At 49.3% G+C, this 20,298-nt stretch carries 16 protein-coding genes; 3 read left to right on the forward strand and 13 right to left on the reverse strand.

The genetic code is table 11. The features are described 5' to 3' along the window. Nucleotides 1-43 precede the first annotated feature (43 nt). Both glgA and glgB read right to left on the reverse strand, forming a co-directional pair. Complete coding sequence (glgA, locus tag ACQKPA_RS08775; protein ID WP_427491318.1) at nt 44-1,483, reverse strand: glycogen synthase GlgA; 1,440 nt, start codon at nt 1,481-1,483, stop codon at nt 44-46. Further along, nucleotides 1,480-3,456, reverse strand: coding sequence for a 1,4-alpha-glucan branching protein GlgB (gene glgB, locus ACQKPA_RS08780; RefSeq protein WP_427491320.1), 1,977 nt, complete (start codon nt 3,454-3,456; stop codon nt 1,480-1,482). The genes glgA and glgB overlap by 4 nt, the downstream gene beginning before the upstream one ends. Before the next feature lie 223 nt (nt 3,457-3,679). Here glgB and ACQKPA_RS08785 point away from each other — a divergent pair, with 223 nt between their 5' ends. Further along, the gene (locus ACQKPA_RS08785; RefSeq protein WP_427491322.1) at nt 3,680-4,894 is read left to right on the forward strand and encodes a glucose-1-phosphate adenylyltransferase; all 1,215 of its coding nucleotides are present in this window, start codon (nt 3,680-3,682) and stop codon (nt 4,892-4,894) included. A gap of 153 nt (nt 4,895-5,047) precedes the next feature. On the opposite strand, the gene ACQKPA_RS08790 is transcribed toward ACQKPA_RS08785, so the two are convergent. From ACQKPA_RS08790 to ACQKPA_RS08815, 6 genes are all read right to left on the reverse strand, one after another. Next, nucleotides 5,048-5,578, reverse strand: a complete 531-nt coding sequence (locus tag ACQKPA_RS08790; RefSeq protein WP_427491324.1) for a GNAT family N-acetyltransferase — start codon at nt 5,576-5,578, stop codon at nt 5,048-5,050. 127 nt (nt 5,579-5,705) lie between these two features. Next, nucleotides 5,706-7,160: a sensor histidine kinase gene (locus ACQKPA_RS08795; protein ID WP_427491326.1), complete on the reverse strand. Its 1,455-nt coding sequence runs from the start codon at nt 7,158-7,160 to the stop codon at nt 5,706-5,708. After that, the gene (locus ACQKPA_RS08800; protein ID WP_076321185.1) at nt 7,157-7,855 is read right to left on the reverse strand and encodes a response regulator transcription factor; all 699 of its coding nucleotides are present in this window, start codon (nt 7,853-7,855) and stop codon (nt 7,157-7,159) included. The genes ACQKPA_RS08795 and ACQKPA_RS08800 overlap by 4 nt, the downstream gene beginning before the upstream one ends. A 3-nt stretch (nt 7,856-7,858) precedes the next feature. Continuing rightward, a complete protein-coding gene (locus ACQKPA_RS08805; RefSeq protein WP_427491329.1) occupies nt 7,859-9,100 on the reverse strand; it encodes a hypothetical protein in 1,242 nt (413 codons plus the stop codon). A 143-nt stretch (nt 9,101-9,243) separates the two neighbouring features. Further along, the gene (locus ACQKPA_RS08810; RefSeq protein ID WP_427491331.1) at nt 9,244-9,963 is read right to left on the reverse strand and encodes a phosphonate ABC transporter ATP-binding protein; all 720 of its coding nucleotides are present in this window, start codon (nt 9,961-9,963) and stop codon (nt 9,244-9,246) included. Between the two features lie 82 nt (nt 9,964-10,045). Further along, entirely contained in the window at nt 10,046-11,227 is a 1,182-nt protein-coding gene (locus ACQKPA_RS08815) for an MFS transporter (RefSeq protein ID WP_427491333.1), read from the reverse strand. Between the two features lie 129 nt (nt 11,228-11,356). Between ACQKPA_RS08815 and ACQKPA_RS08820 the strand changes: the two genes are divergently transcribed. Then, a complete protein-coding gene (locus ACQKPA_RS08820; RefSeq protein WP_427491335.1) occupies nt 11,357-12,274 on the forward strand; it encodes an ArsR/SmtB family transcription factor in 918 nt (305 codons plus the stop codon). A 16-nt stretch (nt 12,275-12,290) separates the two neighbouring features. Further along, a complete protein-coding gene (locus ACQKPA_RS08825; RefSeq protein ID WP_427491337.1) occupies nt 12,291-13,028 on the forward strand; it encodes an HAD family hydrolase in 738 nt (245 codons plus the stop codon). Between the two features lie 70 nt (nt 13,029-13,098). On the opposite strand, the gene ACQKPA_RS08830 is transcribed toward ACQKPA_RS08825, so the two are convergent. From ACQKPA_RS08830 to lpdA, 5 genes are all read right to left on the reverse strand, one after another. Next, complete coding sequence (locus ACQKPA_RS08830; protein ID WP_427491339.1) at nt 13,099-15,390, reverse strand: DNA topoisomerase 3; 2,292 nt, start codon at nt 15,388-15,390, stop codon at nt 13,099-13,101. A 114-nt stretch (nt 15,391-15,504) separates the two neighbouring features. Beyond that, the gene (locus ACQKPA_RS08835) at nt 15,505-16,992 is read right to left on the reverse strand and encodes a glutamate synthase subunit beta (RefSeq protein WP_427491341.1); all 1,488 of its coding nucleotides are present in this window, start codon (nt 16,990-16,992) and stop codon (nt 15,505-15,507) included. Between the two features lie 342 nt (nt 16,993-17,334). Continuing rightward, nucleotides 17,335-17,823 carry a dihydrofolate reductase gene (locus tag ACQKPA_RS08840; protein WP_427491343.1) on the reverse strand — a complete coding sequence of 163 codons (489 nt, stop codon included), beginning with the start codon at nt 17,821-17,823 and terminating at the stop codon, nt 17,335-17,337. 62 nt (nt 17,824-17,885) lie between these two features. Then, nucleotides 17,886-18,680 carry a thymidylate synthase gene (thyA, locus tag ACQKPA_RS08845; protein ID WP_427491345.1) on the reverse strand — a complete coding sequence of 265 codons (795 nt, stop codon included), beginning with the start codon at nt 18,678-18,680 and terminating at the stop codon, nt 17,886-17,888. A gap of 199 nt (nt 18,681-18,879) precedes the next feature. Next, nucleotides 18,880-20,295, reverse strand: a complete 1,416-nt coding sequence (gene lpdA, locus ACQKPA_RS08850) for a dihydrolipoyl dehydrogenase (protein WP_009589200.1) — start codon at nt 20,293-20,295, stop codon at nt 18,880-18,882. Between the last annotated feature and the right edge of the window lie 3 nt (nt 20,296-20,298).

Raw genomic sequence — 20,298 nt, forward strand, 5'->3', positions numbered from 1 at the left:
GCGTTATTCGGCTATCCTTGCACCCCTGTGTCTTGTTACGGTTTTAAGCATGAGATTTGGTGATTTTTTGGTAGATCTCCTGATATTCCTTGGCTGAAACGTTCCAGCTGTAATCTCCGCCCAATGCATTCTTGCTCACTTTACGCCAGTGCTCAGGCACGCGGTAAATAGAGGTCGCACGCCGGATCGTGTTCATCATATCATGCGCATTGTAATCCTTAAAGGAGAATCCGTTCCCTTCCCCCGTATATTCATTGTATGCATGAACTGTATCATTCAGTCCGCCTGTTTCGCGGACAATCGGCACACTGCCGTACCGCATGGCGATGAGTTGGCTGATACCGCACGGTTCAAATTTGGAAGGCATCAGGAACAGGTCGCTCCCAGCGTAGAAGCGCCGAGATAACGGTTCATTAAAGCGAATCTGGGCCGACATTTTATTGGGATACCGATTCGCCGCTTCCCGGAACCAATGTTCATAAGAAGGGTCCCCCGTTCCCAGGACAACAAATTGAATCTCATCGTAGTAGAGCAGCTCATCCAGAATCAGAATGACCAGATCGAGGCCCTTCGAATCGACCAGCCGCGTCACCATCGACATCAACGGAATATGCGGTGCCACAGGAAGATTCAACTCTTTCTGCAGGGCAATTTTGTTCTGCGTTTTCTTATTCAGTCCGCTCCGGTACTTCATCGCGATATGCGGATCGGTCGCCGGGTTGTAGCTCTTGGTATCAATGCCATTCACGATGCCGCTCAATCTCGAACCTTGGGCTGACAAAAGCCCGTCGAGGCCGTATCCGTAATAACCGGTCTGAATCTCAGAGGCATAAGTCGGGCTAACCGTCGTTACATGGTCTGCATAGACGATGCCCGCTTTCATGAAATTCACGTTTCCGTAATATTCCACGCCTTCCGCTGTAAAATGGCGGCTGTGGATTCCAAGCAGATCGACCAGCACCTCGTATGGATATACACCTTGATACAACAAATTGTGGATTGTAAATACGGTTCGGATTCCCGCATAGTAGGGATCATGACGGTAGACATCTTCAAGGAGAAGCGGAATCATAGCCGTATGCCAATCATGACAGTGAAGCACTTCCGGCTGAAAGTCGATAACCGGCAATATCTCAAGGACGGCGCGGTTGAAGAACGAAAAGCGTTCGCCATCGTCCATGTAGCCGTAAATGCCGTCGCGGCCAAAATAATATTCATTATCTATGAAATAGATCGTAACCCCGTCCTCTACCAGGGACTCGATGCCGCAATACTGCTCGCGCCAGCCAACCCGAACCCGGGTTTCCCCTACATGCGACATGCGCTCCCGGTAGTCATCAGGAATTCCCCGATATTTGGGCAGAACCACCCGAATATCCTCGCCCATGCCATGAAGGGATTTAGGCAAAGCAGCGATCACATCCGCCAATCCGCCTGTTTTAATGTACGGTCCACATTCTGAGGCTGCAAATAACAATTTCAATCCTGCTTCCCCCTTTGAATTCGCTTGGTTTTTCGTGCCGTTTTCTCTTTTACTGCTGCCGCCTTCAGTGAAACGTCCTCTTGAGCCAGCGGCTTTCTGGAACGCGGCTTTTTCTTTAACACCACCATGCCCAGCGGAGGCAGCTTGATCTCGAGGCTGTATGATTGGCCATGCCAGACCATTTTCTCCGCTTTCATGACTTCGTCATTGACCAGTCCGGAGCCTCCATAATCGGTGTGATCGGAATTCAATATTTCCACGTACTGACCCGATCTCGGTAAGCCGATCCGATATTGGTCATATGCCCGGGGCTGAAAATTAATGACGATGATCAGTGTATCACCAGGTTTTGCGCCCATTCTCATGTACGATAGGACACTTTGCTCATGATCGTCGGCGCTAAGCCACTCAAAGCCTTCCCACCTGTGATCCTGCTCCCATAGCGCCTTCTCCTCCACGTACATGCGGTTTAACGCTGACGTGTAAGCCAGCTGCTTCCGGTGGCTTTCGTAGTCCAGCAGCAGCCAATCCAGCTGCTCCTGATCCTTCCATTCAATGAACTGGCCGAATTCGCCCCCCATAAACAGCAGCTTCTTGCCGGGCTGAGTGATCTGATATCCGAGCAAAATCCGGAGTCCCGCAAACTTTTGTTCATAACTCCCCGGCATTTTATTAAGCAGAGATTTCTTCCCATGAACGACTTCATCGTGGGACAGCGGTAATGTAAAATTTTCTGAATAGGCATAACAAATGGGAAATGTCAGTAAATTATGATGGGTAGGCCGCTGATCGAATTCTTGCTCCACATAGGACAGCGTGTCATTCATCCAGCCCATATTCCATTTGTAATTAAACCCGAGACCTCCCTCGTGCACGGGTGCGGTAACTCCTGCCCATGCGCTGGATTCCTCGGCCATCATCAAGGCATTCGGGTAATATCGAAACACAGCTTTATTCAATTCCTGCAGAAAGGATATCGCTTCGAGATTTTCCACCCCGCCATGCTCATTAAGGCTGTACTGACCTTCGCGCTTCTCAAAATCCAGCCGGATCATGCTTGTCACAGCGTCAACACGAAGACCATCAATATGATACATATCCATCCAAAATAAGGCATTGGAGATGAGGAATGAAATCACCTCTGGCTTGGCATAATCGAAAGACAATGTTCCCCAGCCCGGTTTCTCTGCTTTTTGCGGATCTGCGTACTCATAAAGAGGCGCCCCGTCAAACAGTCGAAGCCCGTGGGCATCCTTGGCAAAATGTGCGGGCACCCAGTCGAGCAGCACGCCGATACCCGCTTGATGCAGCTGATCAACAAGATACATGAAATCATGGGGACTTCCGTATCTGCTGGTCAGCGCAAAGAATCCGGTTCCCTGATACCCCCATGAAAGGTCGTACGGATGCTCAGCCAAGGGCATGAATTCCACATGGGTATAACTCATCTCCAGCAAGTAAGGAATCAGCTCGCCCGCCAGTTCGCGGTATGTATAGAACGAGCCGTCCTCCTTTTGCCGCCAGGTTCCAAAATGCATTTCATATATGTTCATCGGCTTGGTGTAGGGGGATTTGTTCTTTCTTTTCCATGCAGCATCTTGCCAATGATATCCAGAGAGATCGGTCACAACCGATGCCGTTGCAGGTCGAACTTCGGCTTGAAACGCGTATGGATCGGCCTTCAAGAACGTTTCTCCATACGGTCCGGTGATATGATATTTGTAATAAGTTCCAGTCTGTATCCCAGGGAAAAACCGACTCCAAATTCCCGAATCGGGTATCCTATATAACGTGTCTTGGGAACCGTCCCAGCCGTTCCAGTCTCCGGCAAGACCCACCTGCCTTGCATTTGGAGCCCATACCGTAAACCGCACGCCTTCTTCTCCATCTTCAGTTGCACGGTGTGCGCCCATGCATTGGTAACTGTGATACCAGGTTCCTTCATGAAATAAATACAATTGTTCCGGAGTCATGTTTCCTTCCCTAACTGCTTGGTTCAATCATCGTCACCCGCTTTTTCTTAAAAATCCAATATTATTAGTGCTATTACCCCATTCTAACCATGTTGAAAATAAAAAATGTCCCTGAAAAATAATTTTGTAATTTTCAATTTACTTTTTCAATATAATCGTTTCAAACCCCGGGAATATCGTTTATGTAATGTACAACGTGAAAATACATTGGGAGGGAAACGTGATGAAGAGAAAAGACTGTATTGCTATGCTTCTGGCCGGTGGAGAGGGTAAACGATTAGCTCCCCTTACGTCCAAGCTGGCAAAACCCGCCGTTCCTTTTGGCGGACATTATCGTATAATCGATTTTCCTCTCAGCAATTGTGTGAACTCCGGAATCGATACGGTTGGAGTACTTACACAATATGAGGCAGAATCATTACACGAACATATCGGTGAAGGTGAACCCTGGGGACTAACACATACAGGACGCGAAGGCATTGCTCTGCTTCCATCCAACAGCACGCACCAAGATGGATACTTGGGTACAGCAGACGCCATTTATAAAAACATTCCATACATCGATGATCAAAATCCCGAACACGTCCTTATTCTATCCGGGGACCATATTTACCAGATGGATTACCGCGAAATGCTTGAAGCTCACATGAAACAAGCGGCTCCTGCCACGATCTCCGTGATGGAAGTGCCTTGGGAAGACGCCAGCCGGTTCGGCGTCATGAGCGTTGATGACAATCTCAATATCATTGAATTTGCCGAAAAGCCGGCAGAACCGCAAAGCAACCTTGCCTCAATGGGCATTTATTTGTTCCGTTGGGACTATCTGAAGCAGCACCTCATTGAGGATGCAGCTGATCCAAACTCCAGCCATGACTTCGGGAAGGATGTCATCCCTAAGATGCTGTCCGGAGAAGAGTCGCTGCTTGCATTTCGCTTCCAGGGCTACTGGCGCGATGTGGGCACCGTAGAGAGCCTCTGGGAAGCCCACATGGATGTGCTTAGCCAAAACGAGCTTGTGCTGGAGAGATCCGATTGGCCCATGTATACCCGTGCATGGAAGACCAAACTTGCGGCAGCGCGGACACGCAATGCGGAACACACGGACTGCTTGATTCATGACCAATGCACATTCGAAGGAAAAGCCAAGAGCTCCGTTATATTCTGCGGTGCAGAGATCGGCAAATACTCCATCGTCAAGGACAGTGTGGTCATGCCGAATGCCAAAATCGGCAAGGGCGTCCATATCGAGCATGCTATTATTGGCGAGGGAGCGATCATCAAGGATGGAGCGATTGTAAAAGGAGCTCCCGGCAACGTTGTGGTCGTTGGACCTTACGAGACCGTGCTCCCGAAACCAACCATTCGTACCCAACCGTCCCGACTGCTTCAGGATGTATACGAAAAAGGACGCTTGCGGGCGAATGTCTCTTCATCTTAAACGAGTTTCTTCAACAGAATATTAGCTCTGAGATAAATCCCTTCAGACTTTTATACAAAAAAGCGATCCGTGACGGATCGCTTTTTCTCATGTATCGTGCCCTGCTGACTGTGTCTCAAGCGCATGCGACATAGATTTTGTAACACGGTAAAATTATGCAAAAAATCTCTTCTCATATAAATTCACGAAGCGACCACCCATATCCTGCTCAGCCACGAACTGAAATCCTTGGCGCTGATAAAATTGATTCAGCGTTGGCAGATGGGATACGCAATCCAGTCTGAACCCCAGTTTACCCTTCGATAACAAATACGATTCCGCAAAAGAAATCATCTTCGTACCCAGCTCCAGCCCCCGATAGGAAGCGCGTACGGTCAGCCGATGCAAATATCCATAAGCCGGATCGTCACGCTCTCCCCAGTAGGCTGGATCCCCATACTGTAACGTGAACATGCCGACGGCCAGGTCACTGTGCCACAGGATAAACACTTCGCGCTCCGCCAGGTACTGCTCCATCAAGTCCAAGGAAAAGAGCGATGGACTCCACTGCTTGCGTCCTTGCTGCTCCATCACCTCCGCCGCTTCCTTGAGAAGCGACAGCATCTCCCCTGCCTGTTCTGCTTCAGCCGCTTTTAATTCAAACAGACCTTGCTCCGTAGAAAACGTTGCTGCTGTGTATCCCAATTCCTCACCCCCCCTTTTAAACAGCCCCACAAAGTGGAGCCTATGCTTCAGAATTGCTCACGCTTCGCTAGAAACTTATGAATTCTGTTAGTCTTAAGAAAAAGCTTTGCCGGTAACCCGGCAAAGCTTAAATGGTCGGTCCGGCTACGTCATCCTCACCGTTCTCTAATCCGCCGGCCATCGGTATTTTCCCTTCAGGCAGCGGCAGCTTGACGATAACGGATGTTCCGTGACCGAGCTCGCTTTCCATCTCCATCGTGCCCCCATGGAGCTCAATGAGCTGCTGCGTAATCGCCAGGCCCAGGCCCGTTCCTCCGTTAAGTGGATTAACCTGGAAGAACCGGTCCTTCACCCGCCGCAGATGTTCATCCGATATGCCAATACCGTGATCTTCCACGGTTACGATCACAAACTTGTCTTCCATAGCGAAGGACAGGTTGATCAAGCCGTTCTCATGCGAGAATTTAATTGCATTGTCCACAATATTCAGAAACACCTGCTTCAAGCGGTTGGCATCCCCATAGAGAATCGGTTTTTCATCAGTCTCCAGTTTGATCTGGATGCCCTTCTTCTCGGCCTTCGTCCACAGATTGAGCATAATCTCCTGCAGAAGCTCCCGTAAATTCACGATACCCTTCACAAGTTTCATCTCATTCTGCTGGAGCTTGGAGAAGTCGAGCAGCTCTTCAACAAGACCGATCAAGCGATCGGTTTCCTTGGATATAATCTGCATCCCGATCTTCGTTTCTTCCGGATCATAGCCGCCGGAGTCGAGCGTTTCACTCCAGCCCTTAATGCTTGTGAGCGGAGTCCGCAGTTCATGCGAAATGGATGAAACAAAATCATCCTTTACCTGATTGCTTCGTACAATCTCCTGCGCCATGTAGTTCAGGGTTGACGACAGCTCACCAAGCTCGTATTTATAATCGCCTTTGATTCTCACGTTAAACCTGCCCTTGGCCATCTGCGCCGATACCGTGGTAATGTTGTTGAGCGGCTTTACGATGGAGTTGGCCAGCCCGATGCTGAAGGCAAGCACGAGCGCTAGCACGGCCCCACCGATGCTGACGGCAAACAGCGTGATTTTCATTAGCTTGTCGTTAATGAACTCAAGCGAAGTCACATAACGAAGAATGTACGTTTTCTCAAATCCGTTCGAAACGGTTTGAGATACAGCCATTACGATCTGCCCCGTACCTTGCTGCTTACCAATCCAATGGCCCGTATTGCCTGCAAGCGCTTGGGTGACATCACTGGTCTTGATGGTCTGCTCTATTTCGAAACCGGTGGATGTGGAGAGAACTTGACCACCCGGATTCAAAATTTGAAGCTCCGTTGTATACAATTCAAAATGGCGAACCATCTCGCTCAACTGGTTAGCGTTCTCCGTCGAGGTTAATCGGAAGGGCTGATAAAAGGCGTTGGCGGTATTAATGTGATTCAAAATATGATTGTATACCGTATCGTAATAATACGATCGTAAAGCGATTAGAAATATAACCTCAATCAGCAGCAAGGCGATGAACACTACCAGGAAGTAGTGCAGCACGATTTGCCGCCGAATGCCTTTTTTGATGATCATTGTCCCTGACCCTTCCATTTATAGCCGTGTCCCCATACCGTCTGGAGGTATTCCGGCTCGGAAGGATTGCCTTCGATTTTTTGGCGCAGTCTCCGAATGTTCACGTCCACGATTTTGGGGTCACCCATATATTCTTTGCCCCATACATGATCGAGCAGCACATCACGACTAAGCGGCGTGTTTTCTTTCTCCAGGAAAAACTGCACCAGCGAAAATTCTGTTGGCGTCAGCTCCACCGGCTGCCCGTTCTTCTTAAACTGCTTGGAGATCAGATCCAGCGTAAAGGGACCTGATTGAAACGATACCTTGGCGGTTCCCGCACGCTGGACATTCACCCTCCGCAGTAAAGATTGCAGCCTGGCGATTAACTCCGTCGGACTGAACGGTTTGCTTACGTGGTCATCGGCACCAACGGAGAGGGCATACACTTTATCCTGCTCCTGAACTTTTGCCGTCAGGAAAATAATACCGATCCGCTCGTTCGTTTCCCGAATTCTGCGGCAAACTTCAAATCCGTCAATCCCTGGTACCATGACATCAAGCAAGGCGATATCGATATCTGGCGTCGTTTGCAGCAAACGAAGGGCTTCGTTGCCATCCCCAGTCTCCAGGACGTCAAAGCCGTTTCGTTTCAGATTAATTACGATAAAACTGCGGATAGATTCTTCATCTTCTAATATGAGCACTTTACTCAAGGTCTAGTTCCCCTTTCTTTCGATAGGAGCCACATTATTGCTGTTTGGCTTTTTATCTTTTTTACTCAATTTCAGATCGCCATGACTGCGATAAGCAATTACGCGGTTTTTCTCCTTCACCAGAATCTCCCAATCGGATTCGGCTTTTCCCCACTGGGCCTTTGAAAAGAATTTAATCTCGGCAACGGACTCTCCCGTGTCGGTCGTCACAAAATTCAAATAAGCATTTTTGTTGGATTCCGGCGTGATGGTAATCTTATTATACATGTCTGGCGGAAAGTCCAGATAGAATCGATTGTTCATATCGTAGTACCTTTGGAGCACGAATTGAAGCCCTTCTTTTTCGTTGTTCTCCCGTACCACTCCGTCCCACTGGAAGTACGTGGTGAAGAACGGGATCTCTTCCAGAATAAGCCGATCCTCCCAACCGCTCGGTCTCGTAAGAACACCAAACTCTAAAATACCGTCATCATTCACATCTTCGCTCTCTACAGGCAGTTCCTTGTAGGTAAGCAATTCATCCTGAAGGACGTCAATAAACTGGTTATCCTCCATAATGATGAGCTTGGAATAAGAAGAGTTAGACACAACCGAAGCGTCCAAGATGATACCTTCTTTGTTTTTGGCCACTTTCCCTGCGACAACATTGTAATAACTTTCGATATTGGGTCCCAGATCCAGCTTGTTCAGCTCGACAAAGGCATCTTCGAATTTGTCGTATTGATAGGTGCTGATATATGAGAGCTCCTTCTGCTGAAGATAGACAACCGTAATATCGTTGATCTTATCACCGTTCATATCTCCGATATTAAAGTTCGAATATGGCAAAGCCGGTATTTTTTCGAGTGAATCCCCTGAGAATGAATACACGGCCAGCAGGTTCTGAAGATTCTCGTCTCCGCGGGAGAAGCCAGCTACGATGTCGACCTTGCCGTCATTCGTAAAATCGACGAAATCAAAAGACTCCAATACCGTCCCTTCTCCGTCGAAATCAAGCTTCTTCACCCACGTATCGCCTTGCTGCTGCATAATCATGCCATGGATTTTCACTTCATCGTCCGGCGTCTGATAGAAGACGACAGCTTCCATAATTCCGTCATTGTCCAAGTCATGAATACGGATTGAACTGCTATCCACGTCACTTCGCGGCCGGACAATGGAGCCTTCCAGCTTATTCTTCAGAAGCGCAGATTGGATGGCGCCATTCAACGTCGCTTTATCCGTCGGCAAATCCGGTTTCTTCATTAAGGAGACCGGGTCCTCCTGAATAAACGTACAGCCGCTTATGATCAATAATAACAAGCCTGCCAAGAGGGCTTGCATCACTCTATATTTCAATAAGTATCAACTCATTTCTATGCTTTCGCCTTGCGACAAGTGATCGATAATTACAGTCTTGACTTCTCGCCATGGGTTAAACGTCTTCCGGTCACGTCCACGACTAGTTGTCCTCCAGATAGACCCATAATCCGGGTGCAATACTTTTCGGCCAGCTCTAAAGGTATAACAGTAAATACGGTCAAACGTTCTTCCTCACACAGGGTTTTAAGTGTTTTTAATACATGCTCGGCAGAAGATGGATCAAGTCCCGTGACCGGCTCGTCCGCCAAAATTACCTTGGCCCCATGCACAAGTGCGCGGGCAATAGCAATTCGCTGCTTCTCGCCGCCGCTTAACTCGCCGGCCTTTCGTTTGGCCTTGTCCAACAACCCAAGGTGCTCGATCGTATCCATAGCTCCCATATAATCATCAGACCGGACCATCCCGGTTACCATCCGCCACAGCGGTGTTTGGCTGGATTGTCCGATCAATACATTCTTAAGTGCCGTTCGATTAACATTCAAGGACGGGTTCTGCTCAAGATAAGCCCATTCCCGGCGAATTCTCCGTTTTCCCGCAGGATTCATCATATCTTCGCCATCAATCGTTAATTTGCCGCCGTCCCATTTTTGCTGCATGGATAGACAGCTCATTAACAAGCTTTTCCCGCTTCCGCTAGCACCGATCAGACCGATCATTTCCCCGTGCTCCATCTGAAAAGTGATATCCTTTAACACCGGTGTGCGTTCAGGACCCATCGTTTTCTTCAGCCGATCCACTTTAATCATGTTATCGTCTCTCCCGTCAAGTGCATATTCCTACTCTCTAGTTTAGAAGAAAGCGAAAGCAATTGCCATGAGAACACGCGTTCTATTCCTGTGTTGATGCAGTTTTGACTTTAAACCATAATCCCGTACACGCAAACAGAATATACAATCCTCCAAGCAGAACGAAAATCCCTCCGTTCCACCCCGTTTCCATGATGGCGCCCCCCGCATTCGGACCTGCTATGCTGCCCGCATTAAAATGGAAGGAAGCCACGACGTTGGCCGCCGGCAGCAGCACTCTGGGAAGGATATCCGCCGCATAAGCCAACCCGAGGGAGAAGAAGGAACCGACCAGGCCGCCGGCCAGCGTTAGCAATATTAAGGTTGCCCAGAAATTCGTTCCTGCCGCAGGAATGAGCAAGAAACAGCACCCGCCCACAATACCGGCGATGGTCAGCACCCGTTTGCGTCCGAATTTATCACTCCAAATGCCGAGTGGAAGCTGCAGCACCAGACCGCCGATGCCGACAAAAGGAAGCAATGCCGAAATTTCGCCCAATGTAAACCCGCTTCTTAACCCGTAGACCGGGAAGTTGCTGTTAATGCCTGCTTCCATATATCCATAGAGAAACGCGGGAATCAACGCAAACCAGGCCAGGCGGTAGCTTTTGAGATAGCGTCCAGCCGGCTGCTGCTCCCCATTCTCGTTTTTTTCCGGCTTCAAGTTCGGAAGTTTGAAGAGCACGACCAGCAGAATGAACAAGAACAGCACCGCCAGAATGATAAACGGTACCGCCTCGCCATACTTTAGCAGCGGAATGCCCAGCGGCCCTATACTAAATCCCAAACCATAGGACATGCCGTAAAAGGATATGCTTCGCCCCCGGTTCTTAACCGTTGACATCATCAGCACCCATAACTGTGCCGCATAATGAAGTGCGCTGTCGCCAATACCCACGAGCACGCGCAGTACAAACCAGACGGCCACACTCGGAACTAGCGGAAAGGCGACCAGTGACAGCATCACCAGCACCAGTCCCGAAATGATCAGTTTTTTAAAACCGACCCACCCGAGAAGTCTTTCCGCTACGAGCGTCATGGCAAACGAGCCCACATATAACGCCGCCGCGTTCAATCCGTTCATGGAGGATGAGATGCCCATCCGCTCCAAAAAAATAGCCAGCACCGGCAATAACAGTCCCTGGCTTAAACCTGCCGCAACCACGACGGCAATTAAAATGAAATAATGAGTTCTCCCCTGACGGGGGGTTACAGCTTCTGTCACTGAAATATAGTCCTCCTCTAATGTGAAAAAACGATGAATTTAAACAGTCAAATGAACATTATAGTGGACAAGCCCAATCCATACAAGCCATAATAATAACAATGCCATCAATTGGGAGGGTATCCGTTAATGAAATATAAAGTGAGTATTGATGTATCTATGGTCTACGAGCTGCTGGGCAGCTTCATGATATATGCAACAAGGAAATGGACCGATAACCTGGATATCGGAAAACAGCTGATAACAGAGATGGACGAGCGATTACCTCAACCTGTTCGCGTCCAGTTCAGTCGAGCCCGTTCATGGCCACTCGCGGATTATGATGTGTTATACGCCTTGATCATGCTTCGGGGAGAGCACCTTGAAATCCCGGATTTTCTGAATTGGATCGAATCTTCCGCCGTGCAAGAGCTGCATGACCTGCTTCTGCCGCACTTGCCGTCCCTCTCGCTGGATGAAACATCTAGAATTCGAGAAAACTACACACCGTTGATGAAGTTGTGGCATGAGCACTACTTCTCGGAAGTGGAGCCTGACCTGTATCAGCTCTTGGAAGAAGATGCCGAAGAGAAGCGAATGCTCCTTCCGAAAATGGACGACGAAAATTTAATCGAATACGCTTCTAGCGGCGTTATACTCGACGACGTGCCTCAGGAGAACGTAATCCTATTCCCGGGCACACATTTCCGGCCGATCAATACCTATTGCTTCTATGAGAACGTACTCCTGCTGCAGTATCCGATCGATATCCCGGAAGAAGAGGAAGATGAGCCGCCCGTCGTTCTCCTCCGCATGACCGAGGCTCTAGCGGACCCGGAACGCCTGCGTCTCCTGCGATATATTGCCGATGAGCCGAAGGCGGTGTCCGAAATGGCGTCCGATTTGGGTCAGCCTTATGAGGAATTGATGCACCATTTGATGATTTTAAGGGCAGCCGGCTTGCTGCGCTCCCATCTGAAATCCGAGAATAACGAAAGATTCAGCCTGCGGCCGGATGGGGCTGCCGAACTTCAGATGTTCCTGGAGTCATACATTCGACTTTCATAGTAAGAAGGAGTGAACCATGAGTAAAACATCGCAGCATATTATCTTCGACATGGATGACACATTAATACATTGCAACAAATATTTCGATCTGATCCTTGGCGATTACTTCGAGTGGATGACCGAATGGTTTCAACATGTTGGCTTGACTACCGAAGAAGTCCGAGCCAAGCAGATGGAGATCGACGTAGCCGGCATAGATAAGCTGGGATTTGCAAGTGCGAACTTCCCGCAGTCCCTTATCGATACGTATCATTATTTCGGCCGCGTTCATGGAAGAGAAGGCTCGCTCAAGGAAGAAGAGCTTCTCTACGAATTAGGACTCAGTGTATATGAGCAGGAAATCGAAGCCTACCCCGGCATGGTTGAGACGCTCGAGAAGCTTCAGGAGGATGGTCATTGCCTCCACCTCTACACAGGAGGCGAGACCCGGATTCAGAAGCGGAAAATCGAACAGATGAAGCTGGCCAATTACTTCAAAGACCGAATCTACATTCGCCAGCATAAAAATATTGCGGCGTTGGAAGAAATCCTCACGATGGGGACATTCTCCCGCTCCGATACGTGGATGATCGGCAACTCGCTTCGCACCGATGTCGTTCCGGCGCTGACGGCCGGCATCAACAGCATTTATATCAAACAACAACGCGAATGGCAATATAACCTGGTCGAACTGAAGCAAGAGCCGCATAACGTGTTATATACCGTATCGGCGCTGACCGAAGTGCCCGAGGTCATTGAAGAGCATTTGGATTAAATAAAATAAACCGAACCGATCAAGGATGGTATCCCTGATGGGCTCGGTTTTTTTATTTAACTGTGCCGTTTCACGATTTCACGGCTTCACTCGAGTCCTCTGCCTGAACAGCAAGCTTTCCGGTCCCTTCAGCAGCTAGGACTATTCTGCCTTTAAACGTGCTGCCGTCCTGGTTTTTAAAGGATAATACCTGGGTCTTGCCTTGCAGCAGCAAGGATTTCAGCATCGCATGCGAAACCTGTTTACCGGCAAATTCCTTCCAGATGACATAACTGCAGCCGGTTTTGAAATTGGCACAACCATAGCCTTTTCGCCCTTCAATAATATGCCCTTCACATCCGGGTCTAGGGCATCGGCCTAATGAAGAACGTACGGACGATGTTTCGTTTGAAGTAGAGGCATCTGATTTCGGAGTCCGCTTAACCGCTCGTTCTTCCTTGTCGCGCGAGGTTGCGGCAGCTTTTCCCGTGCTTCGCTTCCCTCTGCCTTTGGACTTGTCCTCATCTCCGCCGAAAAGCGACGAAGGCGCGGGACGCTGCGAGGATACCTTATTGATGATCGAAATGGTAAACTTCTGCACGTTTTGCATGAACACGTCGGCGGAAGCCTCGCCCTTGGATATTTGGTGAAGACGCCGTTCCCATTGACCCGTCATCTCAGGCGAAGCAAGTAATTCTACGCCTGCATGACGGATCAGCTCCACCGCCGTCCTTCCTTTTTGGGTAACCGTGATTCTTTTGCCCTGCATCGTAATGTATCCGACCTTCTTCAAGCGTTCAATGGTCGCTGCACGGGTAGCCGGCGTTCCCAGCCCGCTGTCTTTCATCGCATCCCGAAGCGCTTCATCCTCGATGGATTTCCCGGCACTTTCCATCGCCTTCAGCAGCGTTCCTTCCGTATAACTCTTAGGCGGCTGCGTTGCCTTTTCTTTCACTTCGGATTTCTTGCAGTGCACCGGCTTATCGGGGGACAGATCAAAGGAACGATCGTTCCATTCCTGGGTCTCCTCTTCCTCGTCCTCTTTTCCCTTCTTGGAAGACTTGGCTTTCTTCTGCTCTTTATCCTGGGCAATTAGCACCTTCCAGCCAAGTGACAGCAGTTCCTTAATTCCCGTCTTGAACGTTTCGCCCTCAACCTCGGTAAGCACTGTATGCTGCTTGTACATGGCCGGCGGGTAAAAATGCGAGAGAAACCGGATGATAACCAGATCGTAAATATGCTGTTCTTCCTTGCTGAGCGTACCCGGACGCTTTAACGTCGGCAAGATGGCATGGTGATCCTCAACCCGCTGCGGATTGCATACCGCTTTATTATTAATGTGCACCCGGCTAGGATCCGCTCCTTCCGCCATCGATGCATAAGAGGTCGATTTCAGCATGTGAAGTGCCTTGTGCATGCCTTCGATGTTCTGTTCATTCACGTAATTGGAGTTGGTACGCGGATATGAAATCACCTTGTGACGCTCATACAACGCTTGCGCAAGATCCAGCGTTTTTTTTGCAGAGTATCCGTATTTGGCATTGGCTTCACGCTGAAGCAGGGTCAAATCATACAATTTAAACGGATATTCTTTCGTTTCTTTGACTTCATATTTGGTGATGAGGCCATTCTTCCCCTGAACCTTGGCTGCGATCGTCTCTGCTTTCTCTTGCGAGGTCAGCCGCTCTCCCTGCCATGTTCCGGTATACTCCAGCTGCTCTTGCTTGAACAAGGCCTTCACGTCGTAGAACGTTTGCGATTCAAAAGCTTCAATTTCCTTTTGGCGGTCATAGATCAGAGCCAGAACCGGCGTCTGGACCCGCCCAACCGACAGTAAAGTCTGATGACGGGTCGTAAAGGCACGCGAAGCATTCATACCGATCAACCAATCGGCTTCACTGCGTGCGCGCGCAGCTTGCGTTAAATTCTCGAATTCAACGCCGTCCTTGAGCTCCGCAAACCCCCGGGCGATGCTTTCCGCCGTTAAATCCGAAATCCATAGTCTTTTTACAGGCTGTTTCAATTTTAATTGTTGTTGGATAAGAGCGAAAATATATTGTCCTTCTCGTCCCGCATCACATGCGTTTACGATATGGCTGCAGCGCTTGGCGACCTCTCCAATGACCTTCAGCTGATCCTTGGTTTTCGGATTCGGGATGATTTTGAATTGCTCCGGAATGATGGGCAGGTCCCGTAAATTCCAGCGTTTGTACTTCGGATCATATGCATCCGGCTCCGCCAGCCCAACCAGATGTCCGATAGCCCAAGTTATGATGTATTGCTCACCTTCAAGATATGTACGGTTATTCTTGGCTCGCGGCTCGATGACCGCAGCGATGTTCCGCCCCATATCCGGCTTTTCGGCAATGACCAACGTTTTCAAATGACATTCTCCTCCCCGATGAGTAACCATGGCGGTGGCTAACTCCAAAAAGGACTTCGCTCTCGCGAAGTCCTTTTAACTACTATTCATATGATAGCATATTTAGGAGAAGGATTAAACCAGTACGGTCGCACCCATCAAATATTTGTCTACCTCGCGCGCCACCTCGCGGCCTTCGTTGATGGCCCATACCACGAGGCTTTGTCCGCGACGCATGTCTCCGGCGGCAAATACTTTATCCACATTGGTCGTATATTTGCCATACGGTGCTTTCACATTGGAACGGCGATCCGTTTCAAGTCCAAGCTGCTCGACCAGCGTATGCTCCGGTCCGTCAAAACCGATGGCAATGAACGCCATTTGAGCAGGAAATACTTTCTCCGTGCCCGGAATCGGTTGATACACTTTACGGCCGGTTTCGTCTACAATACGCTCGATTTGAACGGTATGAAGCTCCTTCAGATTACCCTCTTCATCCCCGACAAATTTCGTCGTCATAATGGAGAATTCGCGTGGATCGCTGCCAAACAGCGCTTTGGCTTCCTCGTGTGCATAATCGAGCGTGTACACGTTCGGGAACTGCGGCCAAGGGTTCGCAATCGGATCACGCTGCAGCGGAGCCTGTTTATGTGTGCCGAACTGGGTAACGCTGCTGCAGCCGTGACGAAGCGCTGTTGCGACGCAGTCAGAGCCGGTGTCGCCGCCGCCGATGACAATAACGTCCTTGTCTTTTGCCGATAAGTAGTTGCCGTCCTCGAGACCCGAATCCAGCAGGCTCTTGATGGTTCCGTTCAGATAGTCCATCGCATAATGAATGCCCTTGAGGTCACTTCCCTCAATATTGAATTCACGCGGTTTCGTTGCACCGCCGCACAGTACGACGGCATCGTAGTCTTCCATTAGCTGCTTGGCGGGAATGTCTTTGCCGATCTCGGTGTTGACAACGAATTCGACGCCTTCAGCTGCGAGCAGATCTACACGGCGCTGAACAACACCCTTGTCCAGCTTCATGGATGGGATCCCGTAAGTCAACAATCCGCCGATACGGTCGGCACGTTCATAGACGGTTACGGAATGGCCTGCTTTGTTCAGTTGAGCAGCCGCAGCCAGCCCTGCCGGACCAGAACCGACAACGGCTACGCGCCGTCCCGTACGCTTCGTCGGCGGCTCGGGAACGACCCAGCCTTCTTCAAAGCCCTTGTCGATGATCGCTTGCTCGATGGATTTAATCGTAACCGGCTCCCCAATCAAACCGACGGTGCAGGAACCCTCACAAGGAGCAGGACATACGCGTCCGGTAAACTCAGGGAAGTTGTTTGTTTTGTGGAGACGCTCCAAGGCTTCTCTCCACAAGCCCCGGTATACAAGATTGTTCCATTCCGGAATCAGATTATGAATCGGGCAGCCCGAAGTGCCGCCGAGCATATCGATTCCTGTATGACAGTATGGCGTACCGCAGTCCATGCAGCGTGCTCCCTGGGTCTGGAGCTCTTCTTCTTCTAAATGTTTATGAAACTCTTCCCAGTCTTTAACTCGTTCGGCCGGGCTCCGATCTGCCGGAAGCTGGCGCTGATATTCCATAAATCCTGTTGGTGTAGACATACTGCTTTACCCCCATCCGTTCTATCCATGCTGGTTACCATGTACAATTTATCATATCATAAATCATCCGACATCGATCTTCAGATGACCCAAGAAACAGGTTTCAGTCTGATTTATTTTTTCTATTTATGCTAAAAAATTTTTTATCAGAACATGAATCCCCATGATTAGCGGCTATTTAAGCAGCGATGTGTATAAACATTAAAAATATAGTAGCATTTCGCTTTTCTCCTGTTAAATGGACTATATGCATGATCATTTGTATTATCCTACTAACAAAACGTTGTCAACATGGATGGATTGGAGTATGTCTATCCCTTCAAAGCTCGTCATCAAGCTCTTTTATTTTCGTTCAAATGTAACAAACCGGTAGGCATACGGATTCTTTTCATCCGTTATGCCGGGAACTTCTTCGATAATTTTCCATTCGTCCCAGTTCACTTCGGGGAAGAATGTATCCCCTTCAAAAGTTTCATCAATAAACGTGCAGTACAGCCGATCCGCTTTCGGAAGCATCAATTCATAGATCTGGGATCCGCCGATCACCATCAGCTCTGCGTTCTCCGCGTAGGGAAGAGCTTCTTCTATATCATGGATCACGATGCCCTGATCGTCCGTCAGCGTGAAATTCTCGTCTCTCGTCAGCACGATGTTCTTTCGGTGAGGCAGCGGTTTACTGCCAAAGGACTCCCAGGTCTTGCGCCCCATCAGAATCGTTTTGTGCAGGGTCGTCTCCTTGAAGAAGGCCATATCCCGTGGCAATCGCCACGGCATGGTGCCGTTCAGCCCGATTACCTGGTCCTCGCCCATTGCCCATATCATCGATATCATTACAACGTCACTCCTTCCTTGTACGAATGGATTTCACCGAATATCTGCCACCACTTTTTCATTTACACAGCTACGGTCGCTTTGATGGTTGGATGATACTGGTAACCCTCGAATTCAAAATCTTCGAATGTGTAATCAAAGATGCTCTCCGGCTTGCGCTTGATGACCAGCTTCGGCAGCGCATAAGGCTCGCGTTCAAGCTGCGTTCTGACCTGTTCCATATGATTGGAATAGATATGGACATCGCCACCCGACCAGATGAATTCACCCGGCTCCAGGTCGCACTGCTGGGCAACCATATGGGTTAACAGCGCATAACTCGCGATGTTGAACGGCAGTCCGAGGAAACTGTCCACAGAACGCATGGTAAGCATACAGGAGAGCTTCCCGCCCGCCACGTAGAATTGGAATACAAAATGGCATGGAGGCAGTTTCATGTTATCGATCTCTGCCACGTTCCAGGCACTGACAATATGACGCCGGGAGTCGGGATTATTTTTAATCGAATTGATGACGTTGGCAATCTGGTCGATATGGCGTCCATCCGGCGTTTCCCACGCTCGCCACTGCGAGCCGTAGACCGGTCCCAAATCGCCGTTCTCATCCGCCCATTCGTCCCATATCCGCACGCCGTTTTCTTTAAGATACCGGATGTTCGTTTCCCCGCTTAAGAACCACAGAAGCTCATGTATCACCGATTTTAAGTGAATCCGCTTGGTTGTCATCAGAGGGAAGCCTTTAGAAAGGTCGAAACGCAGCTGCCTTCCAAATACGGATAACGTTCCCGTCCCCGTGCGATCCCCTTTCTCTACTCCATGATCAAGAATGTCTTGCAGCAGCTCCAAGTATTGTTTCATGTATAGTCACCTCACTAGAATCTCATATCAACAGTCTACCATGTTCGTCGAATGATTGGGATGCTTAAAATAACCCTGCCGAAAGAGGCCGGATATCACTTGGCGTATCCACATAAAAAAACAGGAGGCAGAAACCGCCTGCGCGTTCTCTGCCTCCTGGCCGAATATATAATGACTCGAAAAACGAACGTCGTTTGGATTAACGGGCAATGATGTGGATCGGATGACCCATAACCAATTCCGCAGCTTCCATTACGATTTCGCCAAGCGTCGGATGCGCATGGATGGTCAAGGCTACATCTTCAAGCGTAGCGCCCATCTCAATAGCAAGACCGAGCTCTGCAATCAGGTTGGAAGCTTCCAGACCTACGATTTGCGCTCCGAGAATAAGTCCTGTTCCTTCTTCAGCCACGATCTTCACGAAGCCTTCCGGATGGTTCAAGGATACGGAACGTCCGTTACCTGCGTAAGGGAATTTGCCTGCTTTCACTTTATGGCCTTTTTCCTTCGCTTGTGCTTCGGTATAACCTACGCTGGAGCATTCTGGATCCGTAAACACAACGGCTGGAATACATTTGTAATCCACGACGGACGGCATTCCGGAAATGGCCTCAGCAGCCACTTTACCTTCATAGGAAGCTTTGTGTGCAAGCGCCAGACCGGACACGATATCCCCGATCGCGAAGATATGAGGAATGCTTGTGCGTCCTTGATGGTCGACTTTCACGAATCCGCGCTCATCCATATCGAGGCCGATCAGATCAAGGCCAAGCTCTCCGTCCGTGTTCGGACGACGGCCAACTGTAACCAGCAGGTAATCTGCTGTTACTTCTTTAGTTTCGCCATTCACGGAGTATTTCACGGTAACTTCTTTATCATTTTGCTCAGCACTTTCAGCTTTAGCGCCTGTGATAATTTCGATACCGGTTTTCTTCATGTTTTTCGTAACGAGGCTTGTCATGTCTTTGTCGAAGCCAGCCAAAACGCTGTCCAGACCTTCGATGATCGTTACTTTCGAACCGAATTTGGAGTACATTTGACCAAGCTCGGCACCGATGTAGCCGCCACCGATGACGATCATGCTCTTCGGTACTTCAGGCAGGTTCAATGCTTCGGTAGAAGACAGGATGCGTCCGCCAAACGGGAATGGCTTCAGTTCGATTGGACGGGAACCTGTTGCAATGATGCAGTTCTTGAAGCGGTAACGCGGAGATTCATGATCATTGAATACACGCGCTTCGTTTTCGTTGATGAACATGCACTCGCCGTTGAAAACTTCCACTTTGTTGCCTTTCAGCAAACCGGCAACACCGCCAGTCATTTTTTTGACAACGCCGTTTTTGAATTCCTGTGTTTTCGCGAAATCAACCGTTACGTTCTCCACGGAAATACCGAATGCATCGGCATGCTTAGCGGATTCGAACTGATGAGCTGCAGCGATCAGAGCCTTGGAAGGAATACAACCACGGTTCAAGCAAACACCGCCGAGTTCCGATTTATCAACGATCAGAACCTTTTGACCCAGTTGGGCGGCACGAATCGCCGCCACATAACCACCAGGACCAGCACCAATGACTAGAGTATCAATATCTAAAGAAGCATCTCCAACTACCATTAG

It is taken from the genome of Paenibacillus sp. NPDC093718, assembly GCF_050279985.1.
Lineage (GTDB): Bacteria > Bacillota > Bacilli > Paenibacillales > Paenibacillaceae > Paenibacillus_AQ.

Coding starts and splice junctions, on each gene's coding strand:
- thyA (WP_427491345.1), bottom strand. CDS start 18,680: ATGAAACAATACTTGGAGCTGCTGCAAGACATTCTTGATCATGGAGTA.
- glgB (WP_427491320.1), bottom strand. CDS start 3,456: ATGACTCCGGAACAATTGTATTTATTTCATGAAGGAACCTGGTATCAC.
- ACQKPA_RS08820 (WP_427491335.1), top strand. CDS start 11,357: ATGAAATATAAAGTGAGTATTGATGTATCTATGGTCTACGAGCTGCTG.
- lpdA (WP_009589200.1), bottom strand. CDS start 20,295: ATGGTAGTTGGAGATGCTTCTTTAGATATTGATACTCTAGTCATTGGT.
- ACQKPA_RS08810 (WP_427491331.1), bottom strand. CDS start 9,963: ATGATTAAAGTGGATCGGCTGAAGAAAACGATGGGTCCTGAACGCACA.
- ACQKPA_RS08825 (WP_427491337.1), top strand. CDS start 12,291: ATGAGTAAAACATCGCAGCATATTATCTTCGACATGGATGACACATTA.
- ACQKPA_RS08795 (WP_427491326.1), bottom strand. CDS start 7,160: ATGATCATCAAAAAAGGCATTCGGCGGCAAATCGTGCTGCACTACTTC.
- ACQKPA_RS08785 (WP_427491322.1), top strand. CDS start 3,680: ATGAAGAGAAAAGACTGTATTGCTATGCTTCTGGCCGGTGGAGAGGGT.
- ACQKPA_RS08805 (WP_427491329.1), bottom strand. CDS start 9,100: ATGAAGAAACCGGATTTGCCGACGGATAAAGCGACGTTGAATGGCGCC.
- ACQKPA_RS08835 (WP_427491341.1), bottom strand. CDS start 16,992: ATGTCTACACCAACAGGATTTATGGAATATCAGCGCCAGCTTCCGGCA.
- ACQKPA_RS08840 (WP_427491343.1), bottom strand. CDS start 17,823: ATGATATCGATGATATGGGCAATGGGCGAGGACCAGGTAATCGGGCTG.